This is a genomic window from Chryseobacterium soldanellicola (assembly GCF_900100115.1).
GTDB classification, from domain to species: Bacteria; Bacteroidota; Bacteroidia; order Flavobacteriales; family Weeksellaceae; genus Chryseobacterium; species Chryseobacterium soldanellicola.
In genome coordinates, this window is sequence record NZ_FNKL01000004.1 from 311,979 (window position 1) to 330,583 (window position 18,605).

At 33.9% G+C, this 18,605-nt stretch carries 19 protein-coding genes; 7 read left to right on the forward strand and 12 right to left on the reverse strand.

Features of this window, described 5'->3' with window-relative positions:
• The first annotated feature begins 153 nt into the window (after positions 1–153).
• The 5 genes from BLT04_RS15520 to BLT04_RS15540 all read left to right on the forward strand — a co-directional run bounded on the left by BLT04_RS15520 (position 154) and on the right by BLT04_RS15540 (position 4,953).
• Positions 154–2,157 (forward strand): S9 family peptidase, encoded by a 2,004-nt coding sequence (locus BLT04_RS15520; RefSeq protein ID WP_089756697.1) that lies wholly within the window; start codon positions 154–156, stop codon positions 2,155–2,157.
• Positions 2,158–2,424: 267 nt separating this feature from the next.
• On the forward strand, positions 2,425–3,003 hold the full coding sequence (locus tag BLT04_RS15525; RefSeq protein ID WP_089756698.1) for an RNA polymerase sigma factor: 579 nt from the start codon (positions 2,425–2,427) through the stop codon (positions 3,001–3,003).
• Between the two features lie 15 nt (positions 3,004–3,018).
• Positions 3,019–3,363 carry a hypothetical protein gene (locus tag BLT04_RS15530; RefSeq protein WP_089756699.1) on the forward strand — a complete coding sequence of 115 codons (345 nt, stop codon included), beginning with the start codon at positions 3,019–3,021 and terminating at the stop codon, positions 3,361–3,363.
• An 87-nt stretch (positions 3,364–3,450) separates the two neighbouring features.
• On the forward strand, positions 3,451–3,723 hold the full coding sequence (locus tag BLT04_RS15535) for a hypothetical protein (protein ID WP_089756700.1): 273 nt from the start codon (positions 3,451–3,453) through the stop codon (positions 3,721–3,723).
• Positions 3,724–4,302: 579 nt separating this feature from the next.
• On the forward strand, positions 4,303–4,953 hold the full coding sequence (locus BLT04_RS15540) for a DnaJ domain-containing protein (RefSeq protein WP_089756701.1): 651 nt from the start codon (positions 4,303–4,305) through the stop codon (positions 4,951–4,953).
• Here BLT04_RS15540 and BLT04_RS18965 read toward each other — a convergent pair.
• Positions 4,950–5,105: a hypothetical protein gene (locus tag BLT04_RS18965; RefSeq protein ID WP_170828491.1), complete on the reverse strand. Its 156-nt coding sequence runs from the start codon at positions 5,103–5,105 to the stop codon at positions 4,950–4,952. The two genes, BLT04_RS15540 and BLT04_RS18965, sit on opposite strands and share 4 nt — an antisense overlap.
• 424 nt (positions 5,106–5,529) lie before the next feature.
• Between BLT04_RS18965 and gcvP the strand changes: the two genes are divergently transcribed.
• The gene (gene gcvP / locus BLT04_RS15545; protein ID WP_089756702.1) at positions 5,530–8,388 is read left to right on the forward strand and encodes an aminomethyl-transferring glycine dehydrogenase; all 2,859 of its coding nucleotides are present in this window, start codon (positions 5,530–5,532) and stop codon (positions 8,386–8,388) included.
• 35 nt (positions 8,389–8,423) lie between these two features.
• Here the strand turns inward: gcvP and BLT04_RS15550 are convergent, their stop codons facing one another.
• The 5 genes from BLT04_RS15550 to BLT04_RS15570 all read right to left on the reverse strand — a co-directional run bounded on the left by BLT04_RS15550 (position 8,424) and on the right by BLT04_RS15570 (position 12,529).
• Complete coding sequence (locus tag BLT04_RS15550) at positions 8,424–8,894, reverse strand: hypothetical protein (protein WP_089756703.1); 471 nt, start codon at positions 8,892–8,894, stop codon at positions 8,424–8,426.
• 12 nt (positions 8,895–8,906) lie between these two features.
• Positions 8,907–9,632, reverse strand: a complete 726-nt coding sequence (locus BLT04_RS15555; protein WP_089756704.1) for an ankyrin repeat domain-containing protein — start codon at positions 9,630–9,632, stop codon at positions 8,907–8,909.
• 59 nt (positions 9,633–9,691) lie between these two features.
• Positions 9,692–10,054 (reverse strand): hypothetical protein, encoded by a 363-nt coding sequence (locus BLT04_RS15560; RefSeq protein ID WP_089756705.1) that lies wholly within the window; start codon positions 10,052–10,054, stop codon positions 9,692–9,694.
• 50 nt (positions 10,055–10,104) lie between these two features.
• A complete protein-coding gene (locus tag BLT04_RS15565) occupies positions 10,105–10,827 on the reverse strand; it encodes an AAA family ATPase (protein ID WP_089756706.1) in 723 nt (240 codons plus the stop codon).
• A 967-nt stretch (positions 10,828–11,794) separates the two neighbouring features.
• Positions 11,795–12,529 carry a DNA-formamidopyrimidine glycosylase family protein gene (locus BLT04_RS15570; protein WP_089756707.1) on the reverse strand — a complete coding sequence of 245 codons (735 nt, stop codon included), beginning with the start codon at positions 12,527–12,529 and terminating at the stop codon, positions 11,795–11,797.
• Between the two features lie 259 nt (positions 12,530–12,788).
• On the opposite strand from BLT04_RS15570, the gene dgt reads away from it, so the two are divergent.
• Positions 12,789–14,144, forward strand: coding sequence for a dGTP triphosphohydrolase (gene dgt / locus BLT04_RS15575; RefSeq protein ID WP_089757305.1), 1,356 nt, complete (start codon positions 12,789–12,791; stop codon positions 14,142–14,144).
• Here dgt and BLT04_RS15580 read toward each other — a convergent pair whose 3' ends face one another.
• From BLT04_RS15580 to BLT04_RS15605, 6 genes are all read right to left on the reverse strand, one after another.
• The gene (locus BLT04_RS15580; RefSeq protein ID WP_089756708.1) at positions 14,145–15,227 is read right to left on the reverse strand and encodes an NAD(P)H-dependent flavin oxidoreductase; all 1,083 of its coding nucleotides are present in this window, start codon (positions 15,225–15,227) and stop codon (positions 14,145–14,147) included. It lies immediately after the preceding gene.
• 31 nt (positions 15,228–15,258) lie between these two features.
• Positions 15,259–15,711 (reverse strand): nuclear transport factor 2 family protein, encoded by a 453-nt coding sequence (locus BLT04_RS15585; RefSeq protein WP_089756709.1) that lies wholly within the window; start codon positions 15,709–15,711, stop codon positions 15,259–15,261.
• 2 nt (positions 15,712–15,713) lie between these two features.
• Positions 15,714–16,445, reverse strand: coding sequence for an SDR family NAD(P)-dependent oxidoreductase (locus tag BLT04_RS15590; protein ID WP_089756710.1), 732 nt, complete (start codon positions 16,443–16,445; stop codon positions 15,714–15,716).
• Between the two features lie 7 nt (positions 16,446–16,452).
• Entirely contained in the window at positions 16,453–16,671 is a 219-nt protein-coding gene (locus tag BLT04_RS15595) for a tautomerase family protein (protein WP_089756711.1), read from the reverse strand.
• A gap of 35 nt (positions 16,672–16,706) precedes the next feature.
• Entirely contained in the window at positions 16,707–17,240 is a 534-nt protein-coding gene (locus BLT04_RS15600; protein ID WP_089756712.1) for a YceI family protein, read from the reverse strand.
• Between the two features lie 118 nt (positions 17,241–17,358).
• On the reverse strand, positions 17,359–17,931 hold the full coding sequence (locus BLT04_RS15605; protein ID WP_089756713.1) for a Crp/Fnr family transcriptional regulator: 573 nt from the start codon (positions 17,929–17,931) through the stop codon (positions 17,359–17,361).
• Positions 17,932–18,605 lie beyond the last annotated feature (674 nt).

The following is an 18,605-nucleotide window of genomic DNA, read 5'->3' on the forward strand; positions in this document are numbered from 1 at the left end:
ATATAATCGTAACAATTAAAGCGGAGAATTTTTCTTTCCGTTTTTTTGTTAAATTTTAGGAATGGAGAGAAATTTTTGTAACATTTTATATTGTTTTAATGTCTTATAGATAAACATATAAATAATAATTTCGAACCAAACCAACCTATTAGTATGAACCTCAATTCTAAAATTTTTACAACCGCGCAAGTTGTACTATCAGCCATTATGATGAATGCACAAAGCAGCACCAAAAAGCTACCGGGCGATCCTACATTAGTCTCTTCAAAGGCTACTCTGGATAAGCTTATCTCTTATGATAAAGGGAATTTTAAATATAAAGTTGAAGACTATTTTGCAAGACCAAAAGCTTCACAATTTAAAATTTCTCCCGATGGGCAGTACCTTTCTTACAAAGAAAAAGACAAGGACATGAAGAATCATGTTTACGTAAAAGATCTTACAACAGGAAAAATTACAAAATCACTTGTTGAAAAAGACGACCTGATCAAAAGCTACGGCTGGCTTGATAAAAAACGCCTTTTTTATACTCAGGATAAAGGAGGAAATGAAAATATCCATTTGTATGCCGCAGATATTGACGGGAAAAACCTTAAAGATTTAACTCCTTTTGAAGGCATTACTCTAGGTTCCGTAAGATTGATCAAAGACACTGAATTTGTGATTGTTACAATGAATAAAAACAATAAGCAGATTTTTGAACCTTATAAAATCAATTTCAATACAGGCGAAATGACGCAATTGTATGAAAATAAAGATGTTAATAGTCCGATTGATGATTATCTTTTTGATAAAGACGGTAATCTGAGAGGATATATTGTTCTTGAAAACGGGTTGACAACCAAAACATATTATAAAGATCTACAGACAGGTAAATTCAATCTTTTGAAATCAACGGATTGGAAAGATACATTCAGCATTATCAGATTTAACGATAATTCCGATAATAAAGATGAAGCATACGCTGTATCAAATCTTGACAGTGATAAAACAAAAATTGTTTTGTATGATTTAAAGAAAAATGCTGTTATTAAAGAAATTTATTCAAATCCTACGTTTGATGTAAGCTCAATCAGTGTTGCCGGAAAAAACAGAAATTATGAGCTTGATTACATTAGTTACACAGGAATTAAAAATGAGACAATTCCGGTAAGTAAATTTTACAGGGAAGTTCATGATAAGCTCGCTTCCGAATTTGGAGATAAACAGTTTTATATAGCTTCCTCCGATGATAATGATACTAAGCTTTTGGTCGTTGTTGACAGTGACAAGCTGTACGGAAAATACTATGAATACGATACAAAATCAAAAAGCATAAAACTTCTTTTCGACTTAATGCCGCAGTTAAAAGAAGAGGATATGGCAGAAATGCGACCGATCGAATTTAAAAGCAGAGATGGTTTGACGATTCACGGATACATTACAATGCCGAAAGCCGCTCTGGAAGGCAAAAAAGTCCCTTTAATTGTTAATCCTCACGGCGGCCCGCAAGGGATCAGAGATGATTGGGGGTTCAATCCTGAGACGCAATTGTTTGCGAGCAGAGGATATGCGACGTTGCAGGTTAATTTCAGAATTTCAGGAGGTTACGGTAAAGAATTTCAGACTTCGGGTTATAAGCAAATCGGCAGAAAAGCGATGGATGATGTTGAAGATGGGGTAAAATACGTCATTCAACAAGGTTGGGTTGATAAAGATAAAGTGGCCATTTACGGTGGAAGTCACGGTGGTTACGCGACTTTGATGGGGTTGATCAAAACTCCGGATTTATATTCTTGTGGCGTTGATTACGTGGGAGTTTCAAATATTTTCACCTTTTTCGACTCTTTTCCGGAATACTGGAAGCCTTACAAAGAAATGGTAAAGCAAATCTGGTATGATTTGGATAATCCTGAAGAAGCAAAAATTGCAAAAGAAGTTTCGCCTGTTTTCCAGATTGATAAGATTAAAAAACCTTTATTTGTTGTTCAGGGAGCGAATGATCCAAGAGTGAATATCAATGAATCTGATCAGATCGTAAAAGCATTGAGAGGAAAAGGTTTTGAAGTTCCGTACATGGTAAAATACGATGAAGGACACGGATTCGGAAAAGAACCCAACAGGCTTGAACTGTATAAATCAATGTTAGGCTTTTTTGCTGAAAATTTTAATAAATAAGCTAGAATTTTATAATTAATTAAACGGGAAGTGTTTTTGCTTTCCGTTTTTTTGTTTTAAACACAAATAGCACAAATGATTTTCACAAATGACACGATGGAAATTATTTGTGGCATTAGTGTAAAGATTTGTGTTATTAGTGTTTATTTAAAATCAATGATTACAAAAAAACAATTAAAAACACGATTAATAAAAGAAAAACTGAATTTCCGGAAAAATATTTTAAATTTATTAAAGTAAAACAAAAATATCAATCGTCATAGCAATATGGAGATTGTCGAAAAAATAACAATGCCGCAAAAAGAGAAGGAAAATATCATCTCACAAACCGTTACAAAGTACGGCGGAAAGCTGATGTCTTACATTCGCCCGAAAGTAAAAAATACGGAAGATGCGGAAGATATTCTGCAGGAGGTTTGGTATCAGTTCAGCAGTATTACCAATCTTTCTGAAATTGTGAACGTTGGCGGCTGGCTGTACAGAGTGACAGCAAATAAAATCACGGACAAATACCGAAAAAAGAAAACTGAAAATCTTGAAGATTTTGTCTACGAAGATGAAGACGGAAGTTTTTCCATAAAAGACATTCTTTTGCTTGATGAAAGCGCAGGTCCGGAAGTGAAAATGTTTCAGGATGAAATTTGGAAAAAGCTTTTTGAAGCATTGGATGAATTGCCTGAAAAACAAAGGCTCGTCTATGTAGAAAACGAGCTCAACGACAAAACCCTCCAGGAAATAGCCGATGAGCAGGGCGAAAATATTAAAACAATTATCAGTCGGAAAAACTATGCGATAAAGCATTTGAGAAACAGATTGAAAAAATTATACGAAGATTTAAATAGTTAGTAAAAAAAGAAAGATATGAATCATAAACATAAAAAAGGGTGGATTTTTTTATTTCTGTGTCCACCATTGATTTTACTGGGAGTTACATGGATCGTCATGTCCCTTTGGAATTGTCTGCTTCCCGATATTTTAGGCGTGAAATCGATTACCTATTGGCAGGCAATGGGAATTTTGATTTTAAGTAAAATCCTTTTCGGAGGTTTCCATTTTGGAAAAGGAATGAGAGATTTTAAAGAAAAGAAAATGATGAGAGACAGAATGATGAGCCTATCTCCCGAAGAAAGAGAAAAATTTAAAGAAGTCTGGAAAGACAGATGTTCAGGAGGATTTTTCAACCGACACAACAGAACAAACGAATAATAAAAATTTTAGAAGTAGTAAAGTAAAATTAAAATTCATTCGTCTATATAAAAAACAAGAAGTAGTAAAATTTAAAATTTTGAAAAAATGAAAAATTCAGTATTAAAAGGTGCTCTGGGAGCATTAGCCGTAGCCGGCATAGCAATGATCGCTAAAAAAGCAATCGAAAGAAAAAGATTTGTAAAAGGTATTTTCGAAGAATACGGAATCAAAGAAAAATCTCCTTTCGGATTGGCTGACAAGATCAGAGAAATGAATGAAGAGCAATATCAGGAATTGAAAGGAAAATTCAAGAAAGAATTTGCTTCAAGATGCCGCCACAGAGGATTTGAGAAAAAAGAAAATATTGCAGAAGCATAATAGAAAGTAAACTAAATTGAAATTGTTAATTCCGGCGCGGGAAGCAGAGCTTCCCGCGCCGGAATTTTTTTGCGTCATTGCGAACAGACTGAAGGTATGCGAATGTAGTTCAGAAGTGACGAAGTAATCTCAAAACTATAAATATAACAATTGTCATTCTGACGAAGGAAGAATCTCTATTACCAAAATCACTCATTGCTTATATTGTTTGAAGCTATATCCCGCTTTTCGTTGCAATCTTTTTTTTCAAAAAAGGATTTTCTCTTCAATCGGGGCTAGAGTGGTAGTCATTCTTTTCAACATTACAAAATCACCATACAGTTTGTCATTCCGTAGGAATCTCAACAAAGATTAAAAAAAATACCTGCAAAATAAATATAGATTCTACGCTCCACTTCGTTCCGCTCTGAATGACAAACTGAATGTATATTCTAATCATCCAATCTGTGCTGAGTGAAAGGTCTTTGCGAACGAAAAATATATTCAATCCTTGCAAAAAATCCTTGCAAACTTTGCGTTAAAAAAGAGATTGCTTCGCTTTGCTCGCAATCCCAAATTCCTTATTTTTGCATAGTTCAAATGAAAGATTACTACTATTTTCTTGGGATTTCTCATGATGCTTCGGAAGAGGACATCAAAAAAGCTTATAGAAAACTGTCTTTAAAATATCATCCCGACAAAAACGAAAATGACGACTTTTTTGCAGACCGTTTTCGTGAAATTCAGGAAGCTTACGAAACATTGAGCGACAAAAGCAGAAGATACACTTACGACCAGAATTTAGAAAGTCACCAGAAAAGTTTCAGATATAATATTCCGCCGGCGATCAAAACGTTTACGGCGAATAAAATTCATGCGAAAAAAGGAGAGGAAATTATCATTAGCTGGCAGACCCAAAATGCCGATGTAGTGAAAGTTTTACCTTTCGGACTCGAAAAATCTTATGGAGAAAGAGTTTTTAAAATAACGGAATTTAAAGACGGAAAATTCCAGATTTTACTTCATGCGACGAATTCGCTTTTGCATAAAACAGTAGTCCAGGGAATTACCATTACGGAAGTCTTTGAAAGTGAAGGCGAAAAATTCAGAGAAAAAGCGGAAGAATTATTCAAATCACAACCGAGAACAGTTGCAAATCCGCATGGCCAGCCAAAAATTGCGAGAATAATCGCAGCTGTTTTGCTGTTGATTCTGGCGATTTATTTTTTAGTGAAAAACTATAGCAATTAAGCCATTTTCTTCCTTCCCGGACAAGATTTACATCTTTTTCCTTTTTTAAACTTCTTGCAGCAGGATTTCTTTGTGCCACAATTCATATCTTCATTACTGAACGAAAAAGCAGGAGTCAAAGCCGGTACTTTGAAAGGGACAATCGTATTCATGCTGCAAATATATTAATTTAGAATAAATATAGATAATAAATTTGCATAAATTGTTTTAAAGCTGATTATTAACAGCTTATCCTGTTATTTTACCTTCTGAAATATTGAAAAAACGATACAATCAATACAAAAACTGATTTTGAGAATCTTTTTTAGATTTAAAATTAAAAGAAAAAATTAGATAAAATGTATTATAATTTTATTAAAAAAAGAACGTTCTTTTATTGAACATTTATAAGTAAAGTTACAATTATGTTAAGAAATGCTAAATTAAAGTTTAAGCAAAAAAAGATTCAAAAGTCATTAATTTTAAAACTGATATGAAACTTTCTTTGCTTTTTCTGCAATTTTGGGAGGTTGTACAATCATGTAAAAAATTGTAATTTTACCAATCTTTTTTTACAAACAAAATCTAATATAAAAAATGAATACAGAACAGTTTGTGAGCCGTCACATTTCCTTAAATGAAGCCGATAAACAGGCGATGTTGGAAAAAGTTGGCGTTTCAAGTATCGAAGAGCTCATCTCTCAAACCATCCCTTCTTCTATCCGTTTAGAAAAAGATCTTGAAATCTCAGAACCGCTTTCAGAATACGAAATGCTCATCCATTCTAAGGAATTGGCATCGAAAAATACTGATTATACAAGCTACATTGGTTTCGGATATCACAATACATTGTTGCCGTCGGCTATTCAGAGGAATATTTTTGAAAACCCGAGTTGGTACACAGCGTATACCCCTTATCAGGCGGAGATCGCACAGGGAAGATTGGAAGCTCTTTTGAATTTCCAGACTGTGGTGTGTGACTTGACAGGTTTTGCGTTGGCAAATGCTTCATTATTAGATGAATCTACAGCTGCTGCAGAAGCAATGCATATGTTCTTTAACAACAGAACAAAAGATCAGAAAAAAGCAAATGCAAACAAATTCTTCGTTTCAGACCTTGTTTTACCTCAAACGGTTTCTGTTTTAAAAACAAAAGCTGAAGGGCTAGAAATCGAAATCGTAGAAGGTGACCACAAAACTCACCAGTTTGACGAAACATATTATGGAGTTTTATTACAATATCCTGGTAAAAACGGTGTTGTTTTAGACTATACAGAAAATATTGTTGAATACAAAAAATTAGATCTACAGGTAGTTGTAGCTTGTGATCCGATGGCTTTGGTTAAGCTGAAATCACCTGCGTCAATGGGCGCTGACTGTGCGGTGGGTACTTCACAGAGATTTGGTATTCCATTGGGTTACGGAGGTCCTCACGCAGCATTTTTCTCTTGTAAGGAAGATTATAAGAGAGATATTCCGGGAAGAATTATCGGGGTTTCTCAGGATGCATACGGAAAACGTGCCTTGAGAATGGCTTTACAAACGAGAGAACAGCATATTAAGAGAGAAAGAGCAACTTCAAACATCTGTACCGCTCAGGTTCTTTTAGCTGTAATGGCCGGAATGTACGCTGTTTATCATGGTCCGAAAGGATTAAACTATATTGCTGACCAAATTCACTTTAAAGCAAATGCTTTGAAAAACGGTCTTAAAGCATTAGGATATGAAGCGGTTGAAGAGCCAATCTTCGATACTGTAAAAATTTTATTAAATGAAGATGAGAAAGGAAGGCTGATGAGAATGATGCTGGATCATAAGCTTAACTTAAACTATTTCACAGAAGGCGTTGTAAGCATCGCGATCAACGAAAGTACAACATTGGAAAAATTAAATATTCTAATGGCGTCTTTTGCTCAGTTTAAAGATAAGCAGACTTTCAAATTAGAAATAAAAGAAGGATACAGCATTCCTGAAGAGAATTTAAGAAAAGACGAAATTCTTACGGAAGAAGTATTCAACAAATACCATACAGAAACGGAATTGATGCGTTACATCAAACGTCTGGAAAGAAAAGATTTATCATTAACACATTCAATGATTTCTCTGGGTTCTTGTACAATGAAACTGAATGCCGCTACTCAAATGTTACCGCTTTCCTGGGAAAATTGGGGAGCAGTTCATCCATTTGTACCGGTTGATCAGGCCGGAGGTTATCAGGAAATGATTCGCGAGCTGGAAAAAGATTTAGCTGAAATCACTGGTTTTGCAGGAACTTCACTTCAGCCTAATTCTGGAGCTCAGGGAGAATATGCAGGACTAATGGTAATCAGAGAATACCACATCTCAAGAGGTGAAGGTCACAGAAATGTAGTATTGATTCCTCAGTCTGCACACGGAACAAACCCTGCTTCTGCAGCAATGGCCGGAATGAAAATTGTTGTTGTTAAAAATCTTGAAAGCGGAGAAATTGATTTCGAAGACTTAAAAGCTAAAACAGAACAGCATTCTGAGAACTTATCTTGTGTAATGATCACGTATCCGTCAACTTACGGATTCTTTGATGCCAATATTAAAGAAATTACAAGCCTGATCCACCAGCATGGCGGACAGGTATATATGGATGGTGCCAATATGAACGCTCAGGTAGGATATACAAGCCCCGGAAACATCGGAGCAGACGTTTGTCACTTAAATCTTCACAAAACTTTCGCCATTCCTCACGGAGGTGGAGGTCCTGGAGTTGGTCCGATCTGTGTGGCTAAACATTTGGTTCCTTTCTTGCCTACGAACGCAAACATCAGAATTGGTTCTAAAGAAGCTATTGAAGGGATTTCTGCAGCGCCTTACGGTTCTGGTTTGATCCTGAATATTTCTTATGCTTACATCAAAATGCTAGGAACTTCAGGATTGAAAAAAGCAACTGAGCATGCGATTTTAAATGCGAATTACTTAAAAGAAATCCTAGCGGAGCATTTCCCTATTTTATATTCAAATACTGAAGGTAGAGTAGCGCACGAATGTATCGTAGATTTCCGTCAGTTCAAGTCATTAGGAATTGAGGTTGCTGATGTTGCAAAAAGATTGATGGATTATGGTTTCCATGCGCCAACAGTTTCTTTCCCGGTTGCAGGAACATTAATGATCGAGCCTACAGAATCTGAAAGCAAATCAGAAATCGACCGTTTTGCAGAGGCTTTAATTGCTATCAAGCATGAAATCGATGAAATCGCCAACGGAGAAGCAGACGCAACCAACAACGTATTGAAAAATGCCCCTCACACAGAGCAAATTGTAATCTCTGATTCTTGGGATAAACCATACAGCAGAGAAAAAGCAGCATATCCGCTGGAGTGGGTAAGAGATCACAAATTTTTCGCTTCTGTTTCAAGAGTTGATGAAGCTTACGGAGATAGAAACTTAGTTTGTACTTGTGAGCCGATTGAAGCTTATATGTAATTAGTAATTAAAGTTTTAGATATAATAAATCCCTTTCAGTGATGAGAGGGATTTTTTTTCTTCTTGATTTTGATTTTTTGGTTTAATGATCCTACATAGAATTGAGCTAAATATTCGTCTTTCCCAGGAGCCCAAAAAGATGTTTGAGATAAATTAAAAGATTCACAAGTTGAGAAGACCCTAAATTCTGTAAATTTTATTTTTTGATTAATTAATCTAAATATTGTTTTTAATTCTTTCCTCTTTAAATCATATTCATCAATGGGTAAAATTAAAAAACCGTTGGATATACACTCATCATTAAGCCCATTATATGAATGTTGCTGTACAATAAAAAATTTTATTTTTTGATCATTGTAACTAACAGAATCCCATTCTACTTTATTCTGCTTACATTCTTTCCAAAAATTTATTTTATCATCATTTAAACAATTTTTATGAACCTGGGAATTTATTAGATTTGAAATTAAAAAAACGGATATGAAAAGTAATGTTTTATGATGCATAAAAATAAAGTTTTACTTTAAATTCTCCTGAATTAATTTTACGATTTCCGTGTGATTTTTCTCTTTAGCCATATCCAAAGCGGTCTTACCATCTTTATTCTTAATGGTCAAATCAAGTTTAAATTTGAGCAAGAATTTCACGGTTGCCAAATTTCCTCCCTGAGCACAATACATTATTGGAGTTTCATTATCTTTATCAATATTGTTAATATTTGCACCTTTTTGGATAAGATATTCAGCAATATTTAAATAACCTTTTCCAATAGCACTTGCAAAAGGTGTTGCGAGATCGTTTGCTCTTGTATCTATTATCGCTTTATTTTCCGCCAAAAGTTTCACAACTTCCATTTTATTATTTCTTGTGGCAAATCGTAGAGCCGACCATCCGTTTACATCCTGAAAATTTGGATTTGCATTATTTTTTAAAAGTAATTCAACAATTTTTGTATATCCTTCCTGAGCTGCAAAATTCAGCGGTGTTGCTGTCGATTCCAAAGGTAAATTCACATCAGCACCTTTATTGATAAGAAGTTCAACTATTTTTACATTGCCTGTACCCACTGCAGAATATAAAGGTGTAATGCCTTCTTTTGATTTTTGATTAATATCTTCCCCTTTATCTAGTAGTTTATTAACTTTTTCAACATCTTGATCTTTAATAGCATTGAAAATTTTTTGTGAATAGATGGAACTAAATGTAAATAATGATAAAGCAACTAAAAAGCTTTTAGTTTTCATAAGGTTTAGTTTTATTAGAATTAAAATTTTTTAAACAGCCAAATATAAAAACTAAATCTTCAATAAAAGCTGGGATTGAAAATTTCTTTTCTATTTATCAAAATAGAATCAAAATTTACTTTTTTGAATGAATCGTCTCTATTATAAAACTCGAATTTATATTTATAGATTTCAATGATTTTTTCTTTAATTTCTTCATCGTTTTTTTGAAGATATTTATCACATAAACAAAGAGCTAATTTTCGCAATGCAGACTCATATTCCCATTGATTTGGAATTGCTTCATAATTAATTTTCCTTTCTTTTTCTTCATCATGAAGAGGATAATTGACCTTGCAGCTTTTAAAACTTACTTCTCCGGTATATTTTTGAGAACAGGAAATTAAGATTATTAATAAGAATAAAGAGAATATTAATTTCATATGTGATTCAATTTGTTAGAAAATTTTACATATTAAAATAATGATATATCTTATAATATTTGTGCTGTTTCCCTTCCTTCCAACTTCTCAATCAACTTCCCTTTCACCACTGTAAAAGCATAATCCTTCGCTTCCGCAAAAGAAACCTCATACTTCCTTTCAATATTCCTCAAATCTTCCGGAAATTTCGACAACAAATTATCATAAAATCGATCCAAAAAATCTTTAGAAGGCATTTCATAATTAATTTTTAACTGAAAACGTCTTATAATAGCAGAATCAATAATTTCAGGATGATTCGTAGCGCACAATAAAAGGGCGTTTTCGGGATAATAATCGATCAACTGGATCAAAGTATTCACCAGTCTTCTCATTTCGCCTACATCTTTGTCGTCGCTGCCTCTTGCTTTCCCGATTTGGTCGAGTTCATCAAGAAAAAGAACCGATCTTTCTCTCGAAGCTTTATCAAAAATCATTTTAATATTTTGAGATGTTTCCCCGATTCGTGATGAAACAATATTGCTTAAATTAAGAATAATAATATTTTTGCCCAAAGCATTGGCAATTGCTTTGGCAGTCATGGTTTTTCCACAACCCGAACTTCCCTGAAGAAGGATTTTATTATTGACAGGCAATCCGTATTTCTGCAGTTCTTTGATATAAGTGTGTTCTTTAACGAGCTGTACAAACTGTTCCTTATTTTTTAGCTCAAGAAAAACATCATTGAGCGCTACTTTTTCTTTGTCCTGAATAATAAGGTCATACAGATTCATAAAATTGAAGGATTTTAATTAACAAGTTCTTTGCAAAGATAAAATATTATAAAGTTTGAATTTATAGAAAAAGAAAAGCCGGACTAAAAGCCCGGCTAAACTATATAATACTAAAATTTGTTCGTTTTATAAAGGTTTTTTTATGTTTTTGTGGCCCTTTTACTCCTATTTGAGTAAAAGAGCTAAATCTGTTTTATCAGATTAAACATAAACAATACATTCATATCTTCTCTACTTGAGAAAATTCATTCTTAAAAATTCTTAGTTATTCTCTCTCTTTATTGTCATGAAGTAAGAAGAAAATACTATTAAACATGTTGCGATTCCAATGTAAGTTACCATTTTGTTTTATTTTTAATTATTTGACGTTTTATTATCAATTTTACATTTGCAATATTACAACTTTCAAATGATGTGCCAAATGAAATAATTATGATGTTTATCAGTTAGTTATATGTTTTTATGTTACGTTTTCGTAGCTTTTTGTTTACAAATATTTAATATGTTTTTGTATAATTATTGTTATTTTTATTATCTTATTCGTAAATAATTATTGATCTGATAAAGCTTTTATGTCTTGTATTTAAGACTTGATAAAACAAAAAAGAAAAAATGATATGCATAATATTATCATTTGTGAGTGATATATTACGTTGAAATTTTAAATTGAAATGTTATTTTGTATTAATAAAAATTATTGTGATCAATTTTTTCATCACTTAAATGTGAATTGTATGTTTCTTTTTAAACGATGAATTTCTTCAAATTTTACTTATTATAAGGTTTATAGTATTTTTTTACTTTGAAACAGTAAAAATTATTTTGAAAATAATTCTGAAAGAAAAGCTACAATAAAAACTTCCGACTAAATTAATGATCGGATATTATTAACTGAAACAAGGATAAAAGTAAATTTAAAGAGAAGTTTAAAGTTAAAGCAGTTTTTTAATAGATGATCAATTCAACATTAATATAATGTCTGATCATTCACGCAATAAAAACTTCTTCTTTTTCCTTTGCCGGTCTGCTTTTTAATAAGTTTTTCCCCACATTTCGGGCAGACAGTTTTTGTATGGGCAAGCCAGTGTTTTTTAAGGACAAAATCCCTTTTCCATTTTAAAAAATCAAAGCTGTAATTTCTGGCTTCAGTAATCAGCTCTTTAATCTTTTTCGGGGGCATATTTCCGAGAAGGCTTTCCGGCTGTACACCAATCCTGAAAAGAACTTCATTTTTAATGATATTACCGACTCCCGAGAAAATATCCTGGTTCATTAAAGCATCACAAACCATCATTTCCGGGTTTGATTTTAATTTTTTTTCAGCTTTTTCTGGATTCCATTCTTCACTCATAATGTCGGCTTCCCAGTCGATTTTTTCCAGGCCTTTTGAGTCGATAAGCTTCACCGAACAGGTATAAAAGTACATTCCGCCCACCTTAAACTGTAAAGATAAACGTAAGCTTTTATCGGGTTTTGTCTGCTCATCAATACTATAAGAACCAAACATCAGCAAGTGAATTCTTACACTTATTTCATCAAAAACAAGGTAAGTTTGTTTTCCAAAAGTCCGGATTTCCTTTAAAATTTTCCCTTCTAAAGGTTCTTTTTCGAACTTAGCGTTTCCATCTGCTTTCACAACTTTTTTACCTGCAAATTTTTGCAGATCTTCTTTCATTAATAATATGGATGGACCTTCTGGCATGTGTTGAATGTATACTTGGATCAAATACAATTATTCTGCCATGATTTTAATATTAAAATAAAAATTAGCGTAAAATATTTACTTATATTAATAATGAAATATTTAAATACAGATTTAATAATAACAAAATTAAATTAATCACAACTTGAATTTCCTGGAAATTTTTACGAATGGATTATTGATCATAAATGTGGGTTTTAAGAAAAAAGTAAATAGATTACTTCATAAAAAATAAAATTTGGAGTAATTTTGAAAAATGATGAACTTAAACCAGATTTTCACCAGTCAGCGTACAGGAAACAACCCGAATACAATTGCTTCAAGAACGGATTTTCAAAGAGATTTTGACAGAATTATCTTCTCATCGGCTTTCAGAAGACTGCAGAATAAAACGCAGGTTTTTCCGCTTCCGGGAAGTGTTTTTGTGCACAACCGTTTGACGCATTCTTTGGAAGTTTCGTCTGTTGGAAGGAGTTTGGGAAGCGTCATCGGGGAATATATTTCCGAGAATTTTAAAAATGATTTAACGGAAGAATCGAAGGGCTTTTACCTTCATAATTTAGGAAATGTAATTGCGGCGGGATGTCTTTGTCACGACGTTGGAAATCCGGCGTTCGGACATTCGGGAGAAGATGCGATTGCCAGTTATTTTGAACGGAATGAAAATGATTTAAAGCCTAAATTCAATGAGAAAGAATGGAAAGATCTTGTTAATTTCGAAGGAAATGCCAACGCAATCAGGGTTTTGGCTCATCAACAACAGGGAAAAGATGCAGGCGGAATTCAGTTGACTTTCTCAACTTTAGCGAGTATTGCAAAATATCCTTGTGAAGCAATTGCGAGAGATAAAAAAATTATTCACAGAAAAAAATTCGGGTTTTTCCAAAATGAAAAAGATATTTTTCTTGAAATAGCAAAAGGAACAAATTTAATCTCAGAAAGCGAAGAGCCTCATATTTTTAAGAGACATCCGTTTGTTTGGCTGGTGGAAGCGGCAGATGATATTTGCTACAATATTATCGATATGGAAGATGCCCACAGATTGGGAATTGTGTCGACTTCCGACTGTGAAAACCTGTTTTTTGAGCTGGTAAAATCTGAAATGGATGATGTCGCAAGAATAGAAAGAAAATTAAGTTCAATTTCCAATGAGAATGAAAAAATTTCTTATTTGAGGGCAAAAGTTATCAATGCTTTAATTAATAAATCAATTGAGCTGTATAAATTAAATTTCGATAAAATACTAGCAGGAAATCTTGATAAAGCCTTACTTGATATATATAAATCTGACAACAAGGCGTTACAGGATATCGCGGGTTTTTCGGTTGAAAAAATTTACAATCATAAAGCCGTCGTAGAGATCGAAAACGCTGGCTACAATGTAATGTATGAGCTTCTTGATCATTTTATTCCATCAATTTTGAAAACGGAAGGTCAGATAAAATCTTACGATACAAAAGCGTTAAAGCTGATTCCGAAACAATTTTTTTACGAGAGAGGAACCGATTATCAGAAGGTTCTCGGAGTCGTCGATTTTGTTTCCGGAATGACGGATAATTATGCGACTGATCTTTACCGAAAAATCAAAGGGATCGACATTGGAATGACCATGTAATCAGTTCTGTTTATTCAATATTTCAGAAGCATTCTTAATTAAAGATTCCATTAATGCTGATGCTTTTTTATGTTTTAAAATGGGAGCGATTTGTCCGGACCAGAAGAAAACCAATTCATGTTTCTTTTGTTCCAATGCTGCTTTTCTCATCGATGAAATAAAAGTTGTCTGTAAAGGAAAAGGCAAGGTCTGATCTGTTGCTGTCAGGAGTTTTCTTGTGATTTCTGTTGTAATTCCGCGGCCCAATCTTCCGGTATAAGCCCGGGAAAGGGTAGTGGATTTTGCGGCTTCTGAAAACAAAAATTCTTTGTGAATTGGCAATGCTCCGGATTCTTCGGTGGCTAAAAATGCAGTTCCGATTTGTGCTGCTTCTGCTCCCAAAGTCATTGCTGCAGCAATTCCGCTACCGTTGGCAATTCCTCCGGCTGCTACAATCGGAGTTTTCACTTTATCCTTAACCAATTGAATCAAAGCAAAAGTTCCCGTCGTTGAAAGCTCGGCTTTATCCAAAAACGAAGGTCTGTGGCCGCCACTTTCAAAACCTGATGCAACAATTATATCTACACCGATGTTTTCCAAAGCGATGGCTTCGTCCAACGTTGTGGCATTTCCGGCAACGACCGTTCCCTGGTTTTTAAGTCTTTCAATAATATCAGGATCTAAAAGCCCGAACATAAAGCTGAAAACCTTAGGTTTAATATCAAAAATAACCTGCAGCTGATTCTGAAATCTCGACTCAAAAGATGGAGGGAGCGCAGGAACTTCAATATTTAAGCTGTCATAATAAGGTTTGAAAATTTCGACTGCTTTTTTATATTGATTTTCCGTGTTTTCCCGATCAATAATGTCATGATCGTTGACCCAAAGATTGAGATTGTAAGGCTTGTCTGTCTTTAATTTGATCTGTTTATCAATTTCATCAATTTCTTCTGGAGATAAAGTATAAGCTCCAAATCCGCCTAATCCGCCGAGATTACTCACTGTAGAAGTCAATTCAACCGTTGATAATCCGCCACCAAAAGGTCCCTGAAAAATTGGATATTCTATGCCCAATAAATCTGTTATTCTGTTTTTATTCCACATGATTTTGATGATTTTGGTTTAAAATTTAAAATTAAAGTTCTACATCAGTTAATGTTTTATTGACAATGAGCCATTTACCATCAATTTTATGAAAAGTTATAAAATTATAGTAATTAAAATCATACATTTTTACATTTAATTTTGCTGTAGCAATCGTGTTTATCACGTCAATAGAGATGATTGTCGGCTTAAAATCTTTCCCCGATTTTTGCGGACTTACCCTGCTTCCGACACCTTCAATATATTGTGTGGCGGTTTTGTAGTAAGGAACACCTTTTATATCTCCGAAAAGTAGGGCATCTTTGTGAAAAATTTCCTTTAAAAGGCTTGTATTCCCTTCATAAATTCCTTTAAGATAATAGTGCTCGATGGAATTTCTTATTTCTTTTTCTTGTACCGGGTCTTTTTTCATGACTTTGATTTTTTGAGCAAAGCTGCTTACCGGAAAGATAAACAGCCATGCAAATAATAGCAGAGCTTTCATTTTTACAATTGATGACCGGCGCCCATTCCTCCGTCTGCATTAATGATGGCGCCTGAGATAAATGTATTTTTAGCAATAGCATGAACCATCTGAGCGATTTCTTCAGGTTCTCCGATGCGGTTGATCAGATGAATTCCCGCATTATTGTCAATATTTTCATCGTGCATCGGCGTTCTGATCAATCCTGGTGCAACGACATTCACTCTGATATTGTCTTTTCCGAATTCTGCTGCCAGTTGCAATGTCAAAGCGTGGATGGCTCCCTTGCTTGAAATCGGTGCCGTTGACGGAGATTGTGCGATCGCGTGATAAACCAATGGTGTACCAATATTGATAATAACTCCATCTTTTTGTTTCTGCATTTGAGGGATTACGGATTGTGTTGTGAAGAATGTTCCTTTTAAATTGGTATTTAAAAATTTGTCTAAATATTCTTCCGTAACTTCTAAAAACGGTTTGTTTTCATAAATTCCTGCATTGTTCACCAATATATCGATCGAACCAAATCTTTCAATCGCCGTTTTTGCTAATTTTTCTCCAACGGATTTATCTGCAACGTTTCCCGCGACCATCGCAAGGTTTTCGCCGGCTCCCAATTCGTTATAAACCTGTTGTAATTTTGATTCTGTTTGTGAATTAATTACCACATTATCGCCTCTTTCCAGAAAATAACGGGCAATTTCCAAACCGATTCCTGATGATGCGCCTGTGACGATTCCTGTTTGTTTTTTCATATCTGATTTATTTTTTTTCAGTTGAAAATCCTTGTTCTTTCAGCACGGAAACCTGTTCTCCGGCGTATCCCCAGTTGTCGTCTTCGATTTCGTTGATTACGATATGTGTCAAATGTGGATCTTTATTCAAAACTGTTGTTACAGCTTTACTGATTTCTCTGATTAACTGTTGTTTTTTTTCGCGGTTAAGATCTTCGCGCAAAACATCTACTTTTATGAATGGCATGATGTTAAATTTTTAAGGTTAATTTTTAATTTAGGTTAAATTGCTTCCGCAACTAAGTGAACATTCAAGTCAAAATTGTTGTAGATTAAAGTATCTCCAAGATTGCTGAAGAAGTTTGATGATCTGAATTTGATGTTGAATTTTGTTCTGTCGATCACAATTTTAGCATTCAAAACTGCCACGTTGTCTGTCTTCACGATCTGTAAAGTCGTTTCCAAAGAATGTGTAATTCCTTTGATAGTAAGATCTCCGGTTACATAGTAAAAATTATTTTCACCAGGTTCTGCATGTTTGATTTCAAAAACGGCATCAGGAAACTGATCTGAGTTAAAGAAATCATCAGAAGCCAAATGATTGGCGAATTGTGCATTTGTTTCAGGATCATCGATGTCAAGAATTTTGATTGATCTTGTGTTGATGACAAATTTTCCTGAAGAAAGAATATTGTTTTCAAAAGTAAAACTTCCTTCTTTTACTTCGATTGTTCCGTTGTGGGCTCCGGTTACTTTTCTCCCGATCCATTCAACTGAACTGTTTTCGCTGTTTACTTTAAAATTTTTTGTATCCATTTTGATTTGTTTTAAATGATGATACAAATGTCAGCCGATTGACGGAAAAAGTTACGTGACCTACATCACGAAATATCGGAAGTTTTAAGCAAGATTAGGGTAAGATTTAGGTTTAGAATTATTGATGAAGTCTGCTTAAAGTCTCTCTTGTAACTCCCAAGTATGAGGCAATCAAATGTTTAGGAACTAAATTGTAGAGTTGAGGATACAGCGACAGAAGCTCTTCATACCTGAATTTAGCATCATTATTCATAAAGGAAAGTAGGCGTTTTTGGGCGGCAACATAGCCTTTATTCGTTCGCCACCTGAAAAAATGCTCAACTTCATGAATTTCTTTACAGATCGTTTCCCTGTCTTCATTGGAGATTGATAAAATACTCGCGTTGGTGATGCAGTCGACATTAATGGTTGCCCGGCTTTTGCTGTAAAGCGCGTCAAAATCTGTCACCCACCAGTTGGGCATTGCAAACTGCAGGATAAACATTTTCATGCTGTCATTAAGATAGAAGGCTTTCAGGCAGCCATCCAGAACAAAATATTCATGGTTTACGAAATCACCTTCTGAGATCAGGCTCTGTCCTTTTTTTAAACTGATCATAGTAAAATGTGAAAAAACATAATCGAACTGCTCTTCGGTAAGAAAAGTAAATTTTGAGATGTGTTCTTTTAATATTTCCTTAGGATCAACCATAATGGGTAATTAATAGTCAAAATTAAGTCTTTTATTAAAATAATTTTCACATCGGCTTATTTTTTTGTCTGGTGTACTATATGTAGGTTGCTTCGTACAGTCTATAGTGTTTTATTACAGGATAGTGTATCGGCTTACAGCATAAATCCTATATTTTTGAAACTTGGGAACAGTGCAGAAAAAATAATATATTATTCATATTTTTCCTCCTTTTATAATGGTTCACCACGTTAGTATTAGTTTTAAATGATGGGAAAGATGGAGGAACATTTTTCATCTTCTGAGTTTTTTAACCTCCTTTTTATAGGGAGGTTTTTTTATTTTTTAAATTAAAATGATATATAATTCATAATTTGTTTCTCTAAGTTAATTTTTTTATTATCTTTGGAATGTCTTGAAAAAGACATTTTTTTTCATCATTTGTGTTTTTAGGCTTCCTACGGGAAGCTTTTTTTATAGGTGTATTCTTGTAAGGTATTCATTTGTAGTACTTTTAGTACAGCTTTGTAGTGATTTTAGTACAGATTTTATGCTTGAGGAAAGATCATAAACCTGTATTTTTGGAATACTAAAACCATGATTATGAAAAAACAATTAAACCCTTTGATTAGTACAGGACATTCTTGTCCGCTGATTTGATTTCTTTTTATTCAATAAAATAATTTTTTAACTGC